Origin of the sequence: Streptomyces sp. NPDC102274 (assembly GCF_044766385.1) — a bacterium.
Taxonomy (GTDB): domain Bacteria; phylum Actinomycetota; class Actinomycetes; order Streptomycetales; family Streptomycetaceae; genus Streptomyces.
Genome location: NZ_JBIWLW010000008.1, coordinates 160,218 through 179,843 on the forward strand (window position 1 = coordinate 160,218; position 19,626 = coordinate 179,843).

16 protein-coding genes are annotated in these 19,626 nt (G+C 70.2%); 9 read left to right on the forward strand and 7 right to left on the reverse strand.

All coding sequences use genetic code 11. The features are described from left to right. Positions 1-159: 159 nt before the first annotated feature. From ACIRQP_RS13745 to ACIRQP_RS13770, 6 genes are all read left to right on the forward strand, one after another. On the forward strand, positions 160-921 hold the full coding sequence (locus ACIRQP_RS13745; RefSeq protein ID WP_030349305.1) for a DeoR/GlpR family DNA-binding transcription regulator: 762 nt from the start codon (positions 160-162) through the stop codon (positions 919-921). A gap of 114 nt (positions 922-1,035) precedes the next feature. Continuing rightward, complete coding sequence (locus ACIRQP_RS13750) at positions 1,036-2,397, forward strand: ABC transporter substrate-binding protein (protein ID WP_403888243.1); 1,362 nt, start codon at positions 1,036-1,038, stop codon at positions 2,395-2,397. After that, positions 2,394-3,377: a carbohydrate ABC transporter permease gene (locus ACIRQP_RS13755; protein WP_403888246.1), complete on the forward strand. Its 984-nt coding sequence runs from the start codon at positions 2,394-2,396 to the stop codon at positions 3,375-3,377. Before ACIRQP_RS13750 ends, ACIRQP_RS13755 begins: the two co-directional genes overlap by 4 nt. Beyond that, positions 3,374-4,273, forward strand: coding sequence for a carbohydrate ABC transporter permease (locus ACIRQP_RS13760; protein WP_403888249.1), 900 nt, complete (start codon positions 3,374-3,376; stop codon positions 4,271-4,273). The genes ACIRQP_RS13755 and ACIRQP_RS13760 overlap by 4 nt, the downstream gene beginning before the upstream one ends. Further along, on the forward strand, positions 4,273-5,262 hold the full coding sequence (locus ACIRQP_RS13765; protein WP_403888252.1) for a zinc-dependent alcohol dehydrogenase family protein: 990 nt from the start codon (positions 4,273-4,275) through the stop codon (positions 5,260-5,262). Before ACIRQP_RS13760 ends, ACIRQP_RS13765 begins: the two co-directional genes overlap by 1 nt. A gap of 38 nt (positions 5,263-5,300) precedes the next feature. Beyond that, positions 5,301-6,197, forward strand: coding sequence for a PfkB family carbohydrate kinase (locus ACIRQP_RS13770; protein WP_403888595.1), 897 nt, complete (start codon positions 5,301-5,303; stop codon positions 6,195-6,197). Between the two features lie 89 nt (positions 6,198-6,286). Here ACIRQP_RS13770 and ACIRQP_RS13775 read toward each other — a convergent pair whose 3' ends face one another. The 4 genes from ACIRQP_RS13775 to ACIRQP_RS13790 are packed head-to-tail and all read right to left on the reverse strand — an operon-like array spanning position 6,287 to position 10,874. Further along, on the reverse strand, positions 6,287-7,642 hold the full coding sequence (locus tag ACIRQP_RS13775; RefSeq protein ID WP_403888255.1) for a GH1 family beta-glucosidase: 1,356 nt from the start codon (positions 7,640-7,642) through the stop codon (positions 6,287-6,289). A gap of 20 nt (positions 7,643-7,662) precedes the next feature. Further along, a complete protein-coding gene (locus ACIRQP_RS13780) occupies positions 7,663-8,547 on the reverse strand; it encodes a carbohydrate ABC transporter permease (RefSeq protein WP_403888258.1) in 885 nt (294 codons plus the stop codon). Beyond that, entirely contained in the window at positions 8,540-9,550 is a 1,011-nt protein-coding gene (locus tag ACIRQP_RS13785) for a carbohydrate ABC transporter permease (protein ID WP_403888261.1), read from the reverse strand. Before ACIRQP_RS13785 ends, ACIRQP_RS13780 begins: the two co-directional genes overlap by 8 nt. A 10-nt stretch (positions 9,551-9,560) precedes the next feature. Beyond that, positions 9,561-10,874: an ABC transporter substrate-binding protein gene (locus tag ACIRQP_RS13790; protein ID WP_403888264.1), complete on the reverse strand. Its 1,314-nt coding sequence runs from the start codon at positions 10,872-10,874 to the stop codon at positions 9,561-9,563. A 142-nt stretch (positions 10,875-11,016) separates the two neighbouring features. Between ACIRQP_RS13790 and ACIRQP_RS13795 the strand changes: the two genes are divergently transcribed. Next, positions 11,017-12,393 (forward strand): ROK family protein, encoded by a 1,377-nt coding sequence (locus tag ACIRQP_RS13795; RefSeq protein WP_403888267.1) that lies wholly within the window; start codon positions 11,017-11,019, stop codon positions 12,391-12,393. A gap of 69 nt (positions 12,394-12,462) precedes the next feature. Here ACIRQP_RS13795 and ACIRQP_RS13800 read toward each other — a convergent pair whose 3' ends face one another. Further along, positions 12,463-13,602, reverse strand: coding sequence for a LacI family DNA-binding transcriptional regulator (locus tag ACIRQP_RS13800; RefSeq protein WP_403888270.1), 1,140 nt, complete (start codon positions 13,600-13,602; stop codon positions 12,463-12,465). Between the two features lie 16 nt (positions 13,603-13,618). Next, the gene (locus ACIRQP_RS13805; protein ID WP_403888273.1) at positions 13,619-16,192 is read right to left on the reverse strand and encodes a glycoside hydrolase family 3 C-terminal domain-containing protein; all 2,574 of its coding nucleotides are present in this window, start codon (positions 16,190-16,192) and stop codon (positions 13,619-13,621) included. 240 nt (positions 16,193-16,432) lie between these two features. On the opposite strand from ACIRQP_RS13805, the gene ACIRQP_RS13810 reads away from it, so the two are divergent. Next, complete coding sequence (locus ACIRQP_RS13810; RefSeq protein ID WP_403888276.1) at positions 16,433-17,782, forward strand: peptidoglycan DD-metalloendopeptidase family protein; 1,350 nt, start codon at positions 16,433-16,435, stop codon at positions 17,780-17,782. Here ACIRQP_RS13810 and ACIRQP_RS13815 read toward each other — a convergent pair. Next, a complete protein-coding gene (locus tag ACIRQP_RS13815; protein ID WP_403888279.1) occupies positions 17,663-18,697 on the reverse strand; it encodes a DMT family transporter in 1,035 nt (344 codons plus the stop codon). The genes ACIRQP_RS13810 and ACIRQP_RS13815 overlap by 120 nt on opposite strands. A 215-nt stretch (positions 18,698-18,912) precedes the next feature. On the opposite strand from ACIRQP_RS13815, the gene ACIRQP_RS13820 reads away from it, so the two are divergent. Next, positions 18,913-19,617, forward strand: a complete 705-nt coding sequence (locus ACIRQP_RS13820) for a (2Fe-2S)-binding protein (RefSeq protein ID WP_403888282.1) — start codon at positions 18,913-18,915, stop codon at positions 19,615-19,617. The last annotated feature ends 9 nt before the right edge of the window (positions 19,618-19,626 follow it).

The following is a 19,626-nucleotide window of genomic DNA, read 5'->3' on the forward strand; positions in this document are numbered from 1 at the left end:
TACCCATGATGACCAGCGCAAACGCTCTTGACGAAACGGGCATGAACGGACACAGTCGATGCAGCGAAGAAGCTGGTCGCAGCGGGTCCCTTGCTTGTACAAACGACGCATGAGCCCGAACGGGTGCTGAGCCGCAGCAAAGCAGGGAAGTGTGTCACCGTGGACACCGACGAACGACGACGAGAAATTCTTGAGATAGCCCGACGTGACGGGTCAGTGGAAGTCAGCGCGCTGGCCACGAAACTCCGGGTCGCGAAGGAGACCGTCCGGCGTGATCTGCACGCCTTGGAAGGTCATGGACTGGTACGACGTACCCACGGCGGGGCCTACCCGGTGGAGAGCGCCGGGTTCGAGACGACTCTCGCGGTACGGACCACCCGGCTCGTACCCCAGAAGTCACGGATCGCGGCAGCCGCCGCCGATCTCCTGGGAGACGCGGAAACGGTCTTCGTCGACGAGGGTTTCACCCCCCAGCTCGTCGCCGAGGCGCTGCCGCGGGACCGGCAGCTGACCGTCGTCACCGCCTCCCTCGCCGTGGCGACCGCGCTCGCCGAGGCCGAGAAGATCGCCGTACTGCTGCTCGGCGGGCGGGTACGCGGCTCCACCATGGCAACGGTCGATCACTGGACCACCAGAATGCTCTCCGACTTCGTCATCGACCTGGCGTACGTCGGAGCGAACGGCATCTCCCGCGAGTACGGTCTCACCACCCCCGATCCGGCCGTCAGTGAGGTGAAGGCCCAGGCCATGCGCAGCGCCCGCCGCCGGGTCTTCGCGGGGATCCACACCAAGTTCGGCGCCGTCAGCTTCTGCCGCTTCGCGGAGGTCGGCGATTTCGAGTCGATCGTGACGGACGCGGGTCTGCCGTCGGCCGAGGCGCAGCGATACTCACTGCTGGGCCCGCAGGTCATCCGCGTCTGAACCACCAGGCACCACCCTCTACTTCGCCCTCTTCCATCGGTCCGTTCCCCGGTCCGGATGCGGGGCCGAGCCGTCCCAAAAACCCCTCTCGTAACGATGATCAGGAGAAATCTCATGCCCCTCCAGCAACGACGACGCGACTTCCGCGTGCGTGTGGGTGCGAGCGCGGCCCTGGTGGCCCTTCTCGCGGGGTGCAGCGGCGCGGGCGGCGCCTCCTCGTCCGGAGGCGATGACACCCTCAATGTGCTCATGGTGAACAACCCGCAGATGGTCGAGTTGCAGAAGCTGACCGCGGACAACTTCACCAAGGACACCGGGATCAAGGTCAACTTCACGGTCCTCCCGGAGAACGACGTCCGCGACAAGATCACGCAGGACTTCTCCAACCAGGCCGGCCAGTACGACGTCGCCACCATCAGCAACTTCGAGGTGCCGTTCTTCGCGAAGAACGGCTGGCTGCACTCGCTCGACGAGTACACCGCCAAGGACAAGGCCTTCGACCAGGGCGACATACTCAAGCCCCTCCAGGAGTCCCTCACCGCGGAGGACGGCAAGCTCTACGGCGAGCCGTTTTACGGCGAGTCGTCCTTCCTGATGTACCGCAAGGACGTCTTCGAGGCGAAGAACCTGACGATGCCGGCGAAGCCCACCTGGCAGCAGGTCGCCGACCTCGCCGCCAAGGCGGACGGCGCGGAGGAGGGCATGAAGGGCATCTGTCTGCGCGGGCTGCCCGGCTGGGGCGAGGTCATCGCCCCGCTCACCACCGTCGTCAACACGATGGGCGGCACCTGGTTCACCAAGGACTGGGAGGCACAGCTCACCTCCCCGGAGTTCACCAAGGCCACCCAGTTCTATGTCGACCTGGTGCGCAAGCACGGTGAGGCGGGCGCTCCCCAGGCCGGCTACGCCGAGTGCCTGAACAACATGACACAGGGCAAGTCGGCCATGTGGTACGACGCCACCGCCGGCGCCGGTTCGCTGGAGGCCAAGGGATCCCCGGTCAAGGGCAAGATCGGCTACGTACCCGCGCCGGTGGACAAGACGGAGAGCTCCGGCTGGCTGTACACCTGGGCCTGGGGCATGCAGAAGGCGTCCACCAAGACCGAGAGCGCGTGGAAGTTCATCTCCTGGGCGTCCAGCAAGGAGTACGAGAACCTCGTCGGCGAGAAGATCGGCTGGTCCAACGTGCCCGCCGGCAAGCGCGCCTCCACGTACGCCAACCCGGACTATCTGAAGGACGCGGCGGCCTTCGCCGATGTGACCAAGCAGGCCATCGCCAAAGCCAACCCGCGTGACCCGGGCACCCAGCCGCGTCCGACGGTCGGCATCCAGTTCGTCGACATCCCCGAGTTCACGGACCTCGGCACCAAGGTCTCGCAGGAGATCAGCGCGGCCATCGCCGGCAAGAAGTCGGTCGCCGAGGCGCTCAAGAACTCGCAGGCGCTCGCCGAGAAGGTAGGCAAGGACCAGAAGTGAGTACCTCCGTCAGCACCCCCCCACTCTCCCCGGCCGGCGCCCAGCGCCCCTCGGCGCCCCGGCGCGCCGGCCGGGGGGCCTCGGGCCGGGCCCGCGCCTGGGCCACCCGGGCCCCGCTGCTGCCCGCCCTGATCTTCCTGATCGCGGTGACCCAGCTGCCGTTCGTGGCGACGCTGGTGATCTCACTCTTCGACTGGAACTCGCTCGCCCCCGACGACCGCAGTTTCGCGGGGCTCTCCAACTACGGTTCCGTCTTCACCGACGCGAGTCTGCGCGAATCGGTCTTCACCACCGTGCTGCTCACCGCGACCGTGGTGATCGTCAGCGTGGTCCTCGGACTGCTGCTGGCCCTGCTGCTCGACCGCAAGTTCATCGGGCGCGGCTTCGTCCGTACGCTGCTCATCACGCCGTTCCTGCTGGTGCCCGTGTCGGCCGCGCTGCTGTGGAAGCACGTTCTCTACAACCCCGAGTACGGCCTGCTCAACGGCGGTTGGGCGTGGTTCACCGGACTCTTCGGGGTCTCCAGCCCGGCCCAGCCCGACTGGATCTCCGACATGCCGCTGCTGGCGGTCGAGGCATCCCTGGTCTGGCAGTGGACGCCGTTCATGATGCTCATCCTGCTCGCCGGGCTCCAGAGCAGGCCCGCCGAGATCATGGAGGCAGCGAAGCTGGACGGCGCGACCGGCTGGCAGATGTTCCGCTTCCTGACCGTGCCGCATCTGCGCCGCTATCTGGAGCTGGGCGTCCTGCTCGGGTCGATCTACATCGTGCAGAACTTCGACGCGGTGTTCACGCTCACCTCGGGCGGACTCGGCACCGCGAACCTCCCGTACACCATCTACCAGACCTTCTACCAGGCTCACGAGTACGGACTGGCCTCGGCCGCCGGAGTCGTCGTCGTGATCGGCACCATCGTGATCGCGACCTTCGCCCTGCGCGTTGTCTCGTCCCTCTTCAGTGAGGAGGCGAACCGGGCATGAGCACACTCTCCGTACCGAACACCGCCACGGCGTCACGCCCCCACATCGACAAGTACGCCCCCGCCGCCCGGCGGGCCAGGCGGCGTTCCGCCGGGCTCGGGCTGCTGGCCTGGATCGTCGGCATCGTCTTCTGTCTGCCGGCGCTGTGGATGCTGCTGACCTCCTTCCACTCGGAGACGGACGCGGCGACCAACCCGCCGTCCATCGGCGCGCCCCTCACCCTCGACAGCTACCGGGTGTTCTTCGGCGAGGGAGGTGGCGCCAGCCCCTGGCCGCCGCTGATCAACTCCCTGACGGCGTCGCTGTTCTCCACGCTGTTCGTGCTGGTGCTGGCGCTCCCGGCGGCGTACGCGCTCTCCATCAAGCGGGTGGAGAAGTGGACGGACGTGATGTTCTTCTTCCTCTCCACGAAGATGCTGCCCGTCGTCGCCGGACTGCTGCCGGTGTATCTCTTCGCCAAGAACGTCGGGATGCTGGACAACATCTGGCTGCTCGTCATCCTCTACACCTCGATGAATCTGCCGATCGCGGTATGGATGATGCAGTCCTTCCTCGCGGATGTGCCGGTCTCCATCATCGAGGCCGCGCAGGTGGACGGCGCCCGGCTGCCCACGGTGCTGATGCGGGTGGTGGCGCCGGTGGCCGCGCCCGGTATCGCGGCCACCTCGCTGATCTGCTTCATCTTCAGCTGGAACGAGCTGCTCTTCGCCAGGGTGCTCACCGGTGTGACGGCCCAGACCGCACCCGTATTCCTGACGGGCTTCGTGACCAGCCAGGGGCTCTTCCTCGCCCAGCTGTGCGCCGCGTCCGTCGTTGTGTCCCTGCCGGTTCTCGCCGCAGGTTTCGCCGCCCAGGACAAGTTGGTCCAGGGCCTTTCTCTTGGAGCTGTTAAGTAATGAGGGCAGCGATCGTCGAAGCCGTCGGCAAGGTCTCCGTCACGACGGTTCCCGACCCCACCCCCGGCCCCCGGGATGTGGTTGTCGCCGTCGCCGCGTGCGGGATCTGCGGTACCGATCTGCATATTCTCCAGGGCGAGTTCGCGCCCACCCTGCCCATCGTGCCCGGCCATGAGTTCGCCGGGGAGATCGTGGAGATCGGCTCCGAGGTCACGGAACTGTCCGTGGGTGACAAGGTCGCTGTCGACCCGTCGCTGTACTGCAACGAATGCCGGTACTGCCGTTCCGGCCGGGGCAATCTGTGCGACCGGTGGAACGCGATCGGCGTCAGCAAGCCCGGTGGCGCGGCCGAGTTCGCCGTCGCGCCGGTGGCCAACTGCGTCAAGCTGCCCGAGCACATCGATGTGAAGGACGCGGCGCTGATCGAGCCCCTGTCCTGCGCGGTCCGCGGTTACGACGTGCTCAGCTCCACCCTCGGCGCGGATGTGCTGATCTACGGTTCCGGCACCATGGGCCTGATGATGCTGGAGCTGGCCAAGCGCACCGGCGCCGCCGGGGTCGATGTCCTGGACATCAACCCGGAGCGGCTGGCGACCGCCAACAAGCTCGGCTGCTCGCGCTCCGGCGCCACGGCGGAGGAGTTCGACCGGCCCGGCGGCTGGGATGTCGTGATCGACGCCACCGGCAACGCGGGCGCCATCCAGGACGGCCTCGGCCGGGTCGCCAAGGGCGGTACGTTCCTCCAGTTCGGCGTCGCCGACTACGCGACGACCGCGGTCATCGAGCCGTACCGCATCTACAACCAGGAGATCACGATCACCGGCTCCATGGCGGTGCTGCACAGCTACGAGCGGGCCGCCGCGCTCTTCGCCACGGGTGTCCTCGACCCCGCGGTCTTCATCAGCGACCGGCTGCCGCTGGAGCAGTACCCGCAGGCGATCGACCGGTTCAAGGCGGGCCAGGGCCGCAAGATCGTGGTCCAGCCGTGAGCGAGGGGCCCGAGGTCCGCTCCGGCGCCGTCCTGGTGATGGGTGAGGCGCTGATCGACCTCGTACCGGTGCCGGACGAGCCGGAGCTCTACCGGGCCCAGCCCGGCGGCGCGCCCGCCAATGTCGCCGCGGGGCTGGCCAGGCTGGCCACGCCCAGCTGGTTCGCCGGAGCGCTCGGCGGCGACGGCTTCGCCCGGATGATCGAACAGCGGCTGGTATCGGCCGGTACGGAACTGGGCCTGTGCGCGCGCTCGGAGCTGCCCACCACGCTCGCGGTCGCCGACCCGGGCCCGGACGGCACGAGCTACCACTTCCATCTCCAGGACACCGCGACCTTCCGGCTGCCGGACCACTCCGCGGTGGTGGACCGGTTCGCCGCGGTGTACGTGGGCGGCGTCGCGGCGGTCGTCGAACCGGCGGCCGGGGCGGTCGCGGCCACCGCGCGCGCGGGCGCCGAACGGTCCCTGCTGGTAGTCGACCCCAATGTGCGCGAGGACCGGACCATCGACCCGGAGCCGAGCGTGTCCCGGCTGCGCGAGCTGTGCGCGCTGGCGCACGTCGTCAAGGCGAGCGACGAGGATCTCGCGCGCCTGTGGCCGGACACCGACCCGGACGAGACCTGCCGGCGGCTGGCGGGGGAGGGCCGGCTCGTGATCCTCACCCGGGGCGCCAAGGGCAGCACGGGCTACGCGGGCTCCGCGGAGCCGGTCTCCGTGCCCGCGGTACCCGTCGAGGTGGTCAACACCATCGGGGCGGGCGACGCCTTCATGGCGGCCGTCCTCACTTGGCTGAGCGCCAACGGCGCGCACCGCGGCGGCGTGGCCGGGCTGCCGCGCGACCGGGTGGAGGAGATGCTCGTCCTCGCCTCCCGGGTGGCGGCCTCGGTGGTCGCCCAGACCGGTACGGAACCCTCGCTGCCCGACGATCTCGGCTGACCTCCAGGTACGTCCGTGTGCGTCCGTAACGGCCGGAGCCACCGCCCCCTCGCGACGGGGTGGTGGCTCCGGCCGTTGGGCTCCGGGCGTCAGGCGGCCTTACGGCCCCGGGCGTTCGCCGCGCGGATGATGTCCGCGTAGTGGTGGCCGCTGCCCTTGATGGTGCGCCGCTGCGTCTCGTAGTCCACATGGACCAGACCGAACCGCTTGTCGTAGCCGTACGCCCACTCGAAGTTGTCCAGCAGCGACCAGGCGAAGTACCCGGCGAGCGGGGCGCCCTTCGCCACCGCCCGCGCACAGGCCGCCAGATGCTCGTCCAGATACCTGGCCCGCTCGGGGTCGTCGACCGTGCCGTCCGCCGCGACGGTGTCGGGGAAGGCCGCGCCGTTCTCGGTGACATAGACGCGCCGCGCGCCGTACTCCTCGGTGAGCCGCAGCAGCAGCTGCTCCAGACCGTCGGCGTGCACCTCCCAGCCCATGTGGGTGTGGCGCGCGTCCGGTACGTCGACCTGCTTGGCGAACGGGGCGGCCCCGGTCGGGTCGTCCCGCACGATCTGGCGGAAGTAGTAGTTCAGCCCCAGCCAGTCCAGCGGCGCCGCGATGGTCTCCAGATCGCCGGGGCGCGCGGGCAGCTCCACACCGTACAGATCCAGCATGTCCTGCGGATAGCCGCGGCCGTGGATCGGGTCGAGCCACCAGCGGTTGGTGTGGCCGTCGGCCCGTACCGCCGCCGCGCGGTCGGCCTCGCTGTCGCTCGCCGGCTCGATCGGGCTGAGGTTGTTGACGATGCCGACCCGGGCGTCCGAGGAGGCCGCGCGGAGCGCCTGCACCGCCAGACCGTGTCCGAGGTGGAGATGGAACGAGGTGCGTACGGCCGCCGTGAGATCGGTGATCCCCGGCGCCATCTTGCCTTCGAGATGGCCGATCCATGACGAGCACAGCGGCTCGTTGAGCGTCGCCCAGTCCTTGACCCGGTCGCCGAGGCGCTCGGCGACGACGGACGCGTACCGTGCGAAGTGCTCGGCGGTGTCCCGTACCGGCCAGCCGCCCCGGTCCTGGAGCGCCTGCGGCAGATCCCAGTGGTAGAGCGTGGCGAACGGTGTGATGCCGGCGTCGAGCAGGCCGTCCACCAGCCGGTCGTAGAAGTCCAGGCCGGCCTTGTTCACCGGTCCGTCGCCGCCCGGGACGATCCGCGGCCAGGCGAGCGAGAAGCGGTACGCGTCCACGCCGAGCCGCTTCATCAGCCCGATGTCCTCGGGGACCCGGTGGTAGTGGTCACAGGCCACATCCCCGGTGTCGTTGTTGTCGATCGTGCCCGGGGTGTGCGAGAACGTGTCCCAGATGGACGGGGCACGGCCGTCCTCGGCCACGGCTCCCTCGATCTGGTACGCGGCGGTGGCGACGCCCCAGCTGAAATCGTGGGGAAGGGCGTTGAGGTCGTTCACGGACTGCCTTTCTGGAGGGGTCACTTCACGGCGCCCGCGGTCAGGCCGGCGACGAGGTAGCGCTGGAGAAGAAGGAACCCGACGACCACCGGCACGCTGACGACCAGCGAGGCGGCCATGATCTGGTTCCAGTAGACGTCGTTCTGGGTGGCGTAGCCCTGGAGACCCACGGCGAGGGTCCTGGTGGTGTCGTTGGTCATGACGGAGGCGAAGAGGACTTCGCCCCACGCCGTCATGAACGCGTAGACGGCGACGGCGACGATCCCGGGGACCGCGGCGGGCACCACCACACGGAACAGGGCGCGGATCGGTCCGCAGCCGTCCACCATGGCGGCCTCGTCCAGTTCCCTCGGGATGGAGTCGAAGTAACCGATCAGCATCCAGATGGAGAAGGGCAGCGAGAACGTCAGATAGGTGAGGATCAGACCGCCGCGCGAGCCGTAGAGCTCGACACCCGTGCTGTTCCCGATGTTCACGAAGATCAGGAACAGCGGGAGCAGGAAGAGGATGCCCGGGAACATCTGGGTGGAGAGCACCGTGACGGTGAAGACTCGCTTGCCGCGGAAGCGGTAGCGGCTCACCGCGTACGCGGCGAACACCGCGATCAGCACGGACAGCACCGTCGCCGAACCCGCCACGATCAGCGAGTTCACGAAGTACTTGGCGAGCGGGACGGTCTTCCAGATGTCGAAGTACGGGCGGATCGTGAGGTTCCTCGGGAACCACTGGAACGTGCCGGAGACGTCCTGGAGCGGCTTGAGCGAGCTGCTGACCATCACATAGACGGGCAGCAGCGCGAACGCCGCCAGCGCCGTCAGCACGACGCGGCGCGTCCAGATGAACGACCGCGGCGGCGCGATGGGAGACCTGGCCCCAGGGCCCTTCGTCCGGGTGACCTTAGACATCCGAACCCTTCCTTCCTCGTGAGGTGAGGAACAGATAGACCGCCGTGACCAGCAGCAGGAAGAGCAGCAGCAGGACGGACATCGCGGATCCGGAACCGAAGTTCCAGGTGACGAACGACGACTGGTAGATATGGATCGAGATCAGATCCGCCGCTTCCGGCGCCGACTTGCCGAACAGCACATACGGCGTGTTGAAGTCGTTGAACGTCCATAGGAACAGCACGAGCACCAGCACCTGGTTGACCGGACGCAGCGACGGCAGCGTGATCTTGCGGATCTGCTGCCAGATGCCCGCCCCGTCGATGGAGGCGGCCTCGTAGAGATCGCGCGGGATGTTCTGGAGAGCGGCCATCAGCATCAGGAACGCGAAGGGCCAGGACTTCCAGAGCGAGACGACGACCAGCGCGATGAAGCTGTTGTTGCCGATCAGCCAGAACGACGGTTTGTCGGTGAGGCCGAGCTGGTCGTGCAGGACGTGATTGATGATGCCGTTGTCGTGCTGGAACATGAACGCCCAGGTGATCACCGCCGCGTACACGGGCAGGGCGTACGGGACGAGGAAGATCGTCCGCAGCACGCTCCGGCCGCGGAAGTTCTCCTGGAGCATGATCGCCGCCGTCACACCGAACAGCCAGGACAGCCCGACCGAGAGCACGGTGAAGGCGCAGGTCACCAGGAAGGAGTGGAGCAGCGCCTGACCGATCGGGGCATCGAAGTCGATGGCGATCTTGTAGTTGTCGAAGCCGGCGAAGGGGGAATTGCCCCAGTTCCGGATGAAGAACTGGGTGAGCTGTCGGAAGCTCACCCAGATCCCGATCACCATCGGGATGATGTGGATGAGCAGTTCGAGCACGACGGCGGGCAGCAGCAGGAGGTAGGGCAGACCACCCTGACGGATCCGGTCGGGGATGCGCGGAAAACGTCGTCCGCGCGCACCCCCGCCATCCGTTTTCTCCGTATCGCCCGCCTTGTGCCCACTGCTGGGTGTCACGGTGGCGGTCATGGGGAGAGCCTCACTGCGTCATCTGCTGCTGGGCCTTGGTCAGGGCCGCCTTGACGGATTCGGTGGTCACCGGCTTGCCCGCCGCGGCGTCGGCGAACAGCCCCTTGACGGCCGTACCGACGGTCGTCTCGAACTGCGACTCGTTCGCGACCTGGGGGAGCGGCGCGGCGCTGGTGGCCAGCGTGTCGCGCAGGACCTTCACGTCCGAGGCGGAGAACGCCGAGTCCTGCTGTGCGGCCTTGACGGGCGGGACCGAGCCATAGGTCTTGTTGAGCAGCGTCTGCTCGGCGTCGCTCGTCATGAACTTCACGAACTTCTTGGCGCCGTCGATGTTCTTGGTGTTGTTGAAGATCGCCATATTGATGCCGGCGACCATGGAGTTGAGGTTCTGGCCGGTGCCGGGGGTGCCGGACGCTACCGGTACGGGCGCCACGCCCCAGTCCTCGGGCTTCATGCCCTGGGAGGCGAAGGTCGAGGCCGCGGCCTGCCACAGGACCATGGCCGTCTTGCCCTTGGCGAAGTCCTGAAGGGACTGGTTCTGGGCGTACTCCGCGTTGCCCGGAGCGATGATCTTGTCCGTGGCCATGAAGTCGATGTACTGCTTCACGGCGGCGACGGCGCCGTCGGAGGTGAAGGTCGGCTTGCCCGCTTTGTCGAAGAAGTCCGCTCCGTGCTGCTTACCGAGGGCGAAGACCTGGTGGATGTTGTTCGAGAGGTTGGCGCCCTCGGCGCCGAGCGCCCATTTGCCGTCCTTGGAGATCTTCTTGCCGTCCGCGACCAACTGGTCCCAGGTGGCCGGCGGCTGCGAGATCCCGGCGTCGGCGAACATCTTCTTGTTGTAATAGAGCGCGTACGCGAGCGAGTACAGCGGCACGGCGGCGGGGTCCTGACCCTCCGCGCCGGCCGAGGCGACCGCCGAGTCGACGAACCGGTCCCGGCCGCCGATCGCGTCGAAGTTCTTCTGGTCCCACGGCAGCAGCGCGCCGGTGGCCTGGAGCGAGGCCGACCAGGTGTTGCCGATGTTCAGCACATCGGGGCCCTGTCCCGAGGTGGTGGCGGCGAGGATCCGGTTGAGCAGGTCAGCCCAGGGGACCACTTCCAGCTTGACCTTGATCCCGGTTTCCTTCTCGAACTTCTTCAGTTCGGGGGTGAGTATCTTCTTGTCCGCCTCGATGCTGGGTCCCTGGTTGGACGCCCAGTAGGTGAGCGTCTTCGGTGACTCGTTGCTGCCACCGTCGCCGGACGAGGAGCCTCCGCCGCATCCGGCGACGGCGGTGAGTGTACTGGCGAGGACGATGGCTGCTGCGGCTCTTGCTTTGCGCATGTGAGGTGGCCCCTTTCCGGGGATGGCTGCGTTCGAGAGTCGAACGGCCTCCATGACTTAATTTATGACGTGATTTAAGAGGTGAGCGAAGGTCGCGTCAAGGTCTGGGACCGGGGTATGTTGCGTCCAGGGAAGGAGCAACATGGCAGAACGCAGCAGACGGACGGTGCGTGACCTGCGCAGGGGGAACCGTGCCCGGGTTGTGCAACGGTTGTATTTCGACGGTCCGCTGAGCCGCCAGGAGCTCGGACCCGCCACCGGTCTGAGTTCAGGATCCATCAGCAACGTGGTTGCGGAACTGGCCACCGAGGGCCTCCTGGAAGAAGCCGGCGTGGTCGATTCCGACGGCGGCCGTCCCCGTACCCTGCTGCGGGTCGCCCCCGGCGGCGGTCTGCTCATCGGCATCGACCTGGGGGAGACCAGGGTCCGCGTCGAGCTGTTCGATCTGTCTCTCACCGAACTGGCCCGTACCGACCGTCTGCTGGGCCCCGCCCGGCACGGCTACGACGTCGAACGCATCGTGAACCACGTCCGTATCGGCGTCGCCGATGTGCTGCGCGACGCCGGGGCCGACCCGGAACGGCTCCTCGGCATCGGCATCGGAGTCCCCGGCATCATCGAGCGCGGCGGCCCGGCCGGCGCCACGGTCCACGGCCCCACCATCGGCTGGCACTCGGTGCCCTTCGAGAAGCTGCTCCGTGCCGTCCTCGAAGTTCCGTCAGAGGTGCCGCTGTTCATCGACAACGGTGCCAAGACTCTCGGCCAGGCCGAGATGTGGTTCGGCGGCGGCCGGGGCGCGGGCACCGCCGCCATCGCGCTCATCGGCTCCGGCATCGGCGCGAGCGTCATCCACGGCGGCGCCCTGATCGAGGAGAGCGGCCGGGGCAGCGCCCTCGAATGGGGCCACACCACCGTGCGGATGCGCGGCCGTCGCTGCCGCTGCGGCTCCATCGGCTGTCTGGAGGCGTACGCCGGAGCGGAGGCGCTGCGCGAACGCTGGGACGAGGCGGGCGGTTCGCTCCCCGAGGACGCGGACGACGAGACCGCGCTCGCCGCCCTGCTGGTCGCCGCCTTCCCCGGGCCCGGCGGCCCCCCGCCCGACCCGCTGGCCGTCTCGCTCCTGGACGACACCGCCGAATGCCTGGGCGCGGCCGTCGGCGATCTGATCAATCTGTTCCTGCCCGAGCGGATCCTGCTGGGCGGCTGGGCCGGGCTGCTCATCGGCCCGCGTCTGCTGCCCGCGATCCGGCGTCACGCGGAGCAGTACGCGCTCGGCCACGCGGCGGCGCGGACCACGATCGAGCTGGGCGAACTGGGCCCGGACGCCGTCACGGTCGGCGCGGCCACGCTGCCGCTCGCCGCGTTCCTCGCACGGGGCGGGAGCCGCCCGCGCGTTCCCGGTCAGGCCGGGCCGGCGGAGCCGGGCGGGGCGGCGGCGCCGCAGCGCTGGCGGCGCGCCTCCGCTTCCTCCGCTTCCTCCGCCTCCGCGACGTCCGCCACCTCGGGGGAGCTGTCATGAGGGACACCGCCCCGGGCTGAACCGGGCTGAACCGGAACTCGGGCTGAACCGGGCTGCGTGCGCGGAACCTCAGGCCGATCCGCGTACCACCAGTGACGGTTCGAAGATCACCGACGTCACCGCACGGTCCGGCCCGGCGAGCCGGTCGAGCAGCAGCCGGGCCATCTCCGCCGCCATCTCCTCCACCGGCTGCCGGACGGTGGTCAGCGGCGGCCGGCACGCGACGGCCGCGCTGCTGTCGTCGAACCCGATCACCGCCACGTCCTCGGGCACCCGCCTGCCGTGCTCCCGCAGTACATGGCAGGCACCCACCGCCATCAGGTCGTTCGCCGCGAACACCCCGTCCACATCCGGGTGTTCGGCCAGCAGCCGGGCCATGGCCGCCTCACCGCTCTCCTGGGTGAACCGGCCCTCGGCCAGGGGGAGGTACGGCTGCCCGGCGCGCGCCATCGTGTCGCGGAAACCCGCCAGCCGGTCCTGCCCGGCGGGCACGTCCAGCGGACCGGTGATCGTGGCGATCCGCCGGCAGCCACGCGCCAGCAGATGTTCGGCGGCCAGCCGCGCGCCGTCCTGGTGGGCGAGATCGACATAGCTGATGCGGGTGGGCCGGGAGGGGCGCGCGTACAGGACGGCGGGCAGCCCGGCGTCGGTGACCAGGGAGGGCAGCGGGTCGTCGGCATGGGTCGACACGACCAGGGCGCCGTCGGCGCTGCCCTGGCGGAGATACGAGACGACCTCGTCGCGGGCGCGCGAGGTCTCGGCGAACATCAGGACCGGATACATCCCGCGCGGCCGGAGGTAGTTGACGATCCCCGTCACCACCCGGCCGAAGAACGGGTCGGCGAAGACCTGGGCCGTGAAGGAGGATCCGGCCCCGCCGTCGGGCTCATCGGCGTGGTGCGCGCCGCCGTCGCCGCCCGTCGGTCCGGCGCGGTACGGGCCGGCGGCCTCGTCCCGCGGCGACGGATCGTCCCCCGCGCCCGAGACCACCAGGGCGATCGCGTCCGTACGACGGGTGACCAGCGAGCGGGCCGCGCGGTTGGGGGTGTAGCCGGTCGCGGCCACCGCCTGCCGTACCGACTCCTGTATCACCGGGTCGACATTGCGGACCCCGTTGACGACCCGTGAGACCGTGGCGCGGGAGACACCGGCCGCTCGCGCCACATCCTCCAGCGTAGGTGAACCGGCCGGTCTCGGGTCTTCCGTCATGCCCCCATTTATAGCATCAGCGGAGAGCGCTCTCCGTGGCCGCCCCCGGTGACCGTCCCGGCGGCGCGGACGCCGTGATCACGGCGCTGAGCGGCAGGTCTCCGGCCGACCGGCCGCCGTGCAGCAGCAGTTCGCCCGGGACGGTCTCCCGGCGGTGACGCTCCATCGACCAGCGTTCCGTCGCCCGGCCCTCCACCCGTACCACCGCGACGACTTCCTCTCCCGGATCCGCGACGACCGCCGTGTATCCGGCGAGCCGCCGCACCGCGGGCTCGCCTGAGGACGAGGGCTCGGCCAGATAGAGCTGGACCACCTCGCGGCCCCGTCTGCGGCCCGTGTTGCGCAGCCGTATCCGTACGTCGAAGGGCTCGCCCGCGATCACCACGGACGGTGCCTCCATCGCCCCGTACGACCAGTCGGTGTAGCCCAGGCCGTGGCCAAACCAGTGGGCGGGAGAGGCGCCCGAGCGCAGCCAGGCGCGGTAGCCGATGAACGGGCCCTCGGTGTAGGGGAGTCGGCCCCGTTCCGGGCGGGTGCGCAGTACGGGCACGTCCTCCTCGGCCGCCGCCCAGGTGGTGGGCAGCCGGCCGCCCGGCTCGGCCCGGCCGAACAGCACGTCGGCCAGCCCGTCCCCCGCCTCCTGCCCCGGGAACCAGGCGAGCAGCAGCGCGGGTACCTCCGCGCGCCAGGGGAGGGCGACCGGGCCGCCCGTGTTGAGGATCACGACCGTACGGGGATTGGCGCGGACGACGGCCCGTACCAACTCGTCCTGGCCGTCCGGCAGCGCGAGCGTGTCACGGTCGCGGCCCTCCGACTCGCTCTCCTCGGTGGTGCCCACGACGACCACGGCTGCGTCCGCGTCCCTGGCCGCGGCGACGGCCGAGGCGAGAGCCGTCGAGGCGTCGCCCGGGGGCGGGGCGGCGGCCAGGACCGTCGCCACACCGGTGCCGGGGGCGAGTCCGCGTCTGGCGACCACCTCCACCTCCTCTCCGGCGGCCAGTGGGGTACGTACGGACCGGTACGGCGGGGCGACATGGACCCGGGTCGGATCGTCCGAGTCCAGCGGGAAGGTGCCGGACAACAGGGTCCGGCCCGCGACGGAGAGGGAGAGCGGTCCCCAGCCGCCGACCGCGAGCGTCCAGTCACCTTCCTGGCGGGGCCGGACCAGGGCCCGGATCTCCACGGTCCGCGCGCCCGCCACCCTGGCCGGTTCCACGATCCGGCCGGACAGCCGGTGCTCCGTGTGGAGTTCGACGCCGTCCGCGTCCAACAGCCGTACCAGCACGCCCGGTTCACCACTGACCGGATCGCGGGTGGAGGGCCCGTCGGTCCGCACCGGGTCCAGCGGCCGGGGCAGTGCGCTCGGGGGCAGGCCGGGGGTATACGTCACCTCGGCGGCCGTGTCCAGAGCGGTCCGGATGCCGTCCAGCGGGGAGACCGGCGATGCGGGGAACACCTCCGCGCTGCCGCCGCCCTGGATCCGTACCGCCGCGGCATGCGCCCCGATGACCGCGACGGAGCGCAGCCGCGCGGGGTCGAGGGGCAGCAACTCCCCGTCATTGCGCAGCAGGACGGTGCCGGCGGCGACCGCCCGGCGCAGCAGCGCGCGCGAAGGGGCCTCCGGCGCGGCGGACGGCGGGGCCGGAGGCCGCCGTACCCGGACAGGACCTGGGCCCTGTCCGGCCGATCTTCGCGGCCGGACAGGGCCCAGGGCGCCCACCCGGTCGGCCAGCCGCAGCAGTCGCCGTACCTTGTCGTCGATCCGTTCCACGGGGACGAGCCCACGCTCCACGGCGGCGCGCAGCCCGTCGGCCCACGGACCGTCGGGGCCCGGCATCGCCAGGTCCTGTCCGGCGCGGGCCGTGTCGAGCAGGGAGCGCACCGCGCCCCAGTCGGAGACGACCGGGCCGTCGAAGCCCCACTCGCTCTTGAGTGGTCGTTCCAGCAGCGGCGCCGCCGCCATCGTGACGCCATTGACCTGGTTGTACGCGGACATCACCGCCTGGACACCGGCCTCCACGGCGGCCTCGAAGGGGGCGAGATAGACCTCGCGCAGCGTCTGTTCGTCCACCCGCACATCCACGGTGAGCCGGTCGGTCTCCGCGTCGTTGGCGACGAAGTGCTTGGCGGTGGCCGCGACTCCACCGGACTGGACGCCGTCGATGAGCGCGGCGCCGGTGCGGCCCGTCAGCAGCGGATCCTCGGAGAAGCACTCGAAGTGCCGCCCGCCCAGCGGTGACCGGTGCAGATTGAGGGTGGGCGCGAGCAGGACGTCCACGCCTTTGCGCCGGGCCTCGGCGGCGAGCAGTCCGCCCAGCTCCGCGACCAGTTCGTCGTCCCAGGCGGCGGCGAGCGCGGTGGGGGAGGGCAGGACGAGCGAGGTGTCCCGTTCGTCCCAGGCCTCGCCCCGTACCCCCGCCGGCCCGTCGGAGAAGGTGAGCGCCCGCAGCCCGATGGCCGGTTCCGCGTGCGTACGCCAGGTGCTCGCGCCGGTCAGCAGACGCACCTTCTGTCCGAGATCCAGTTTCTCCAGCAGATGGCCGATCTCTTCGTCGGTCATGCCCGCCCCGTTCTTGCCCGCCCCGTTCATGTCTGTCTCCCTCGTGCGATGGGAGAGCGCTCTCCTGCTCCCCTCGCACAGATTCCCCGGACCCCGGCGGCCCTGTCAACGGCAGCCAATACGCGGCTCCTTGAGACGTGACCGGGTCCGTGGTGGCACGCTGAGTGCTCAGGAGTGGCCGGGGAGTAGCCGAGGCCTTGTCATGGTCTGTGCCAAGCCTCTAAGTTGGCCGCTTGTGACGTGTCCTACAGCCAGTGGGGGAGCCCAGCCATGGCCGCAACCGGTCGGCACCGCCGATACCAGCCGAGCCGTATCAACCGCGCGTCCCTGACTGTCACGGCCGGCGGCGCGGGGATGGCGCTGCCGTTCATCGCCGCGGGTACGGCACACGCCGCCTCGGTCGATGTCTGGGAGAAGGTCGCGTCCTGCGAGTCGACCAACAACTGGCAGATCAACACCAATAACGGCTACTTCGGCGGGCTCCAGTTCACCCAGTCCACCTGGGAGGCGTACGGCGGCGGGAGCTACGCCCCGCGCGCCGACCTCGCGACCAGGGATCAGCAGATCGCCGTCGCGGAGAAGGTGCTCAAGGGGCAGGGCCCCGGGGCCTGGCCCGCCTGCTCGGTCCGCGCCGGACTGACCCGGGGCGGCGACGCGCCGGACATCACTCCGGACCAGGCCCGTGACGCCGCGAACGCGCCCCGTACGGCGACCGAGAAGACCAGCGGACCCATCCGCGCGAAGAGCGCGCCCGTCGCGCGCGAGAAGGCGTCGCCCACCTCCGTGCCGACGCAGCGCGACGGTTACACCGTCGCCCGTGGCGACTCGCTCTCCGAGATCGCCGTCGACGAGTCGGTCAAGGGCGGCTGGCAGCGGCTGTACGAGGAGAATCGCCGGCTCATCGGCAGCGACCCCGATCTGATCTTCCCGGGGCAGAAGCTCGTCCTGCACGTCCAGGCGCCGCCGAAGGGCAGCGCCCCCGCGCAGCCCAAGGCGCAGCCCGCCCCGGCCGAGAAGCCGAAGCAGACGGCGAAGCCCGTGGCCCAGCCCAAGCCCGCCGCCCCGGCGAAGCAGACGGAGAAGCCGAAGCAGGCCGAGCAGCCGAAGGAAGCCGAGAAGCCGAAGCAGGCCGAAAAGCCCAAGCAGGCCGAGAAGCCCCAGGAGACGGAGAAGCGCGAGCAGGCCAAGACGCCCGTCCGCGCCGAGAAGCCCAGAACGGCCGGGGCCACCGCCCCGGTCTCCGCCTCCACCGGCACCCAGTACCGCCAGTCCGGCTCCTGGGCCAGTGGCTACCACACGGGAGTGGACTTCCCGGTCCCCACCGGCACCTCGGTGAAGGCCGTCGCCGCCGGTCATGTGGTCTCGGCCGGCTGGGAGGGGTCGTACGGCTATCAGGTCGTCATCCGGCACGGAGACGGCAAGTACAGCCAGTACGCGCACCTCTCCGCGCTCAATGTGCGCGAGGGCCAGCAGGTCGGCAGCGGCCAGCGGATCGCGCGGTCAGGATCCACCGGCAACAGCACGGGACCACATCTCCACTTCGAGATGCGTACGGGGCCGGGGTACGGATCCGACATCGACCCCCTCGCCTACCTGCGGGAGCGCGGCGTCAGGATCTGACGGGGCCTCGGTGTCGTCCGGCGGCCGGTCCCAGGACGACGGCCGGGCCGCCGATGCCGCCTTCCCGTGCTGCCGTGCCTCCCGCGTCTGTACGGCGAGACGCTCCGTGGTGAGCAGGATCAGCCCGCCCGCCGCGACCACACCGGAGCCCAGCGCCAGGACCGTACCGAGCACGCCGTACCTGAACTGCTCGTCGAACAGCGTGAGTCCCACGGCCGCGGCCACCACCGGATTGACGACGGTCACCGTGGCCAGCGGCGCGGCCAGCCCGGCGCCCCGGTAGGCGGCCTGCGAGAGCAGCAGCCCGCAGGCCGCGAGAACCGCGATCACCACCAGGCTCGGCGCCTGTACGGTCGGCGCCTCCGAGGTCCAGTCCACGGCGACGGTCTTGGTGAAGACCGACGCGATACCGAACGCGGCACCGGCCGCGCCCGCCAGCACCATGCTCCGTACGACCCGGCGCCCCACCACCTGCGCGACCAGGAAGAGCAGCCCCACGGCGCCGAAGGTCGCCGCTGCCAGCACCAGCCGCTCCCCGCCGGCCAGCGACTGGGAGTCGGCGCCGTCCGTCAGCGCCAGCAGTCCGGCCAGCCCCACGGACGCCATGATCGCGCCCCGCCAGGCGGTGTGCCCGGCCCCGCGGCCGACGAAGAGCGCCGCCATCGGCAGCGCGAAGACGATGGTGAGCGCACCGAGCGGCTGGACCAGACTGAGCGGTCCGTACGCCAGCGCCACCACATGCAGCACCGCGCCCAGGCCGTTCAGCACCACGGCGGCCCACCAGACCCCGTTGTGCAGGGGTGCGTACGGGCGGTCGGCGGTGTCCGTCGCGACGCGTTCCTGGAGAATCGCCCCGGCGGCGTAGGCGACCGCCGAGACCAGCGACAACAGCACGGACAGCGCGAGTGCACTCATGGTGCCACGATCTCTTGTCGGCGTGATTTCGGCGTCGTCCTGGAGAGGTCATTCCGGCGTACTGCTCTCGTAGTACAAAGTGGGGCGGGATGTAGTCCTATGGATGTGGTGGGCGGGATATGGACCAGACGGACGGTACGGACCTGATAAGAGGCCGCGCCCATCGGCACGCGACGCCGCCCCACCCAGGCGCGCGGCCTCTAAGGCCGAAGACTTTGGCGCGAGTCGCCGCCGTGGGCGGATTCTTCGCCCTGCGTACGGGAACACCCCCCGCCGGCCACGTTCCGCTGGCCCGGGTGTACGCGGGCGACACCGCGCCGCTCACCGCCCGCGTCGACAAGGTCGCCGCCCGGCTGCGCGCCCCCGAGCGCAGGATCGGCGCCTCCGTGGCGCAGCTCGGCCTGGCCGCCCGGCTCTGGTCGATCGCCCTGGGCTGCGCCGTACTGGCGGACGCGGTCCCCGATCTGGATCCGCGCCGCCTGCACTGGGACCCGGAGATGACCTCACCGGACGACCTCCTGTTGACCGGCCCGCGCGCGCTGCCCGGCACCGCCGAGGCCGTCCGCGAGGTGGTGCAGTACGGCCATCTCGTCCCGCTCGCCGAGGCCCTGCGGCGCGACGGCCGGATCTCGCTCCGGCTGCTGTGGGGAAACGCGGGCTCCGCGCTGGCCGGAGCCGTACGGGAACTGACCGTCTGGGGAGAGGGAAACGGCAGGCCGGAGGTGGCGGAACGGGCCGGGGCGCTGGCCGCCGAGCTGTTCGCCCACCCGGACCTGCGCGCCACCGGCGGTGCGCCGGCCGGATCGTTCCGCCGGCGCAGCTGCTGTCTCTACTACCGCTGCCCGACGGGCGGGCTGTGCGGGGACTGCGTCTTCGACCGGCCTCCGCGGCGGTCTTCCGCACGGAGGGTTTCCGGGTGACCATGACAG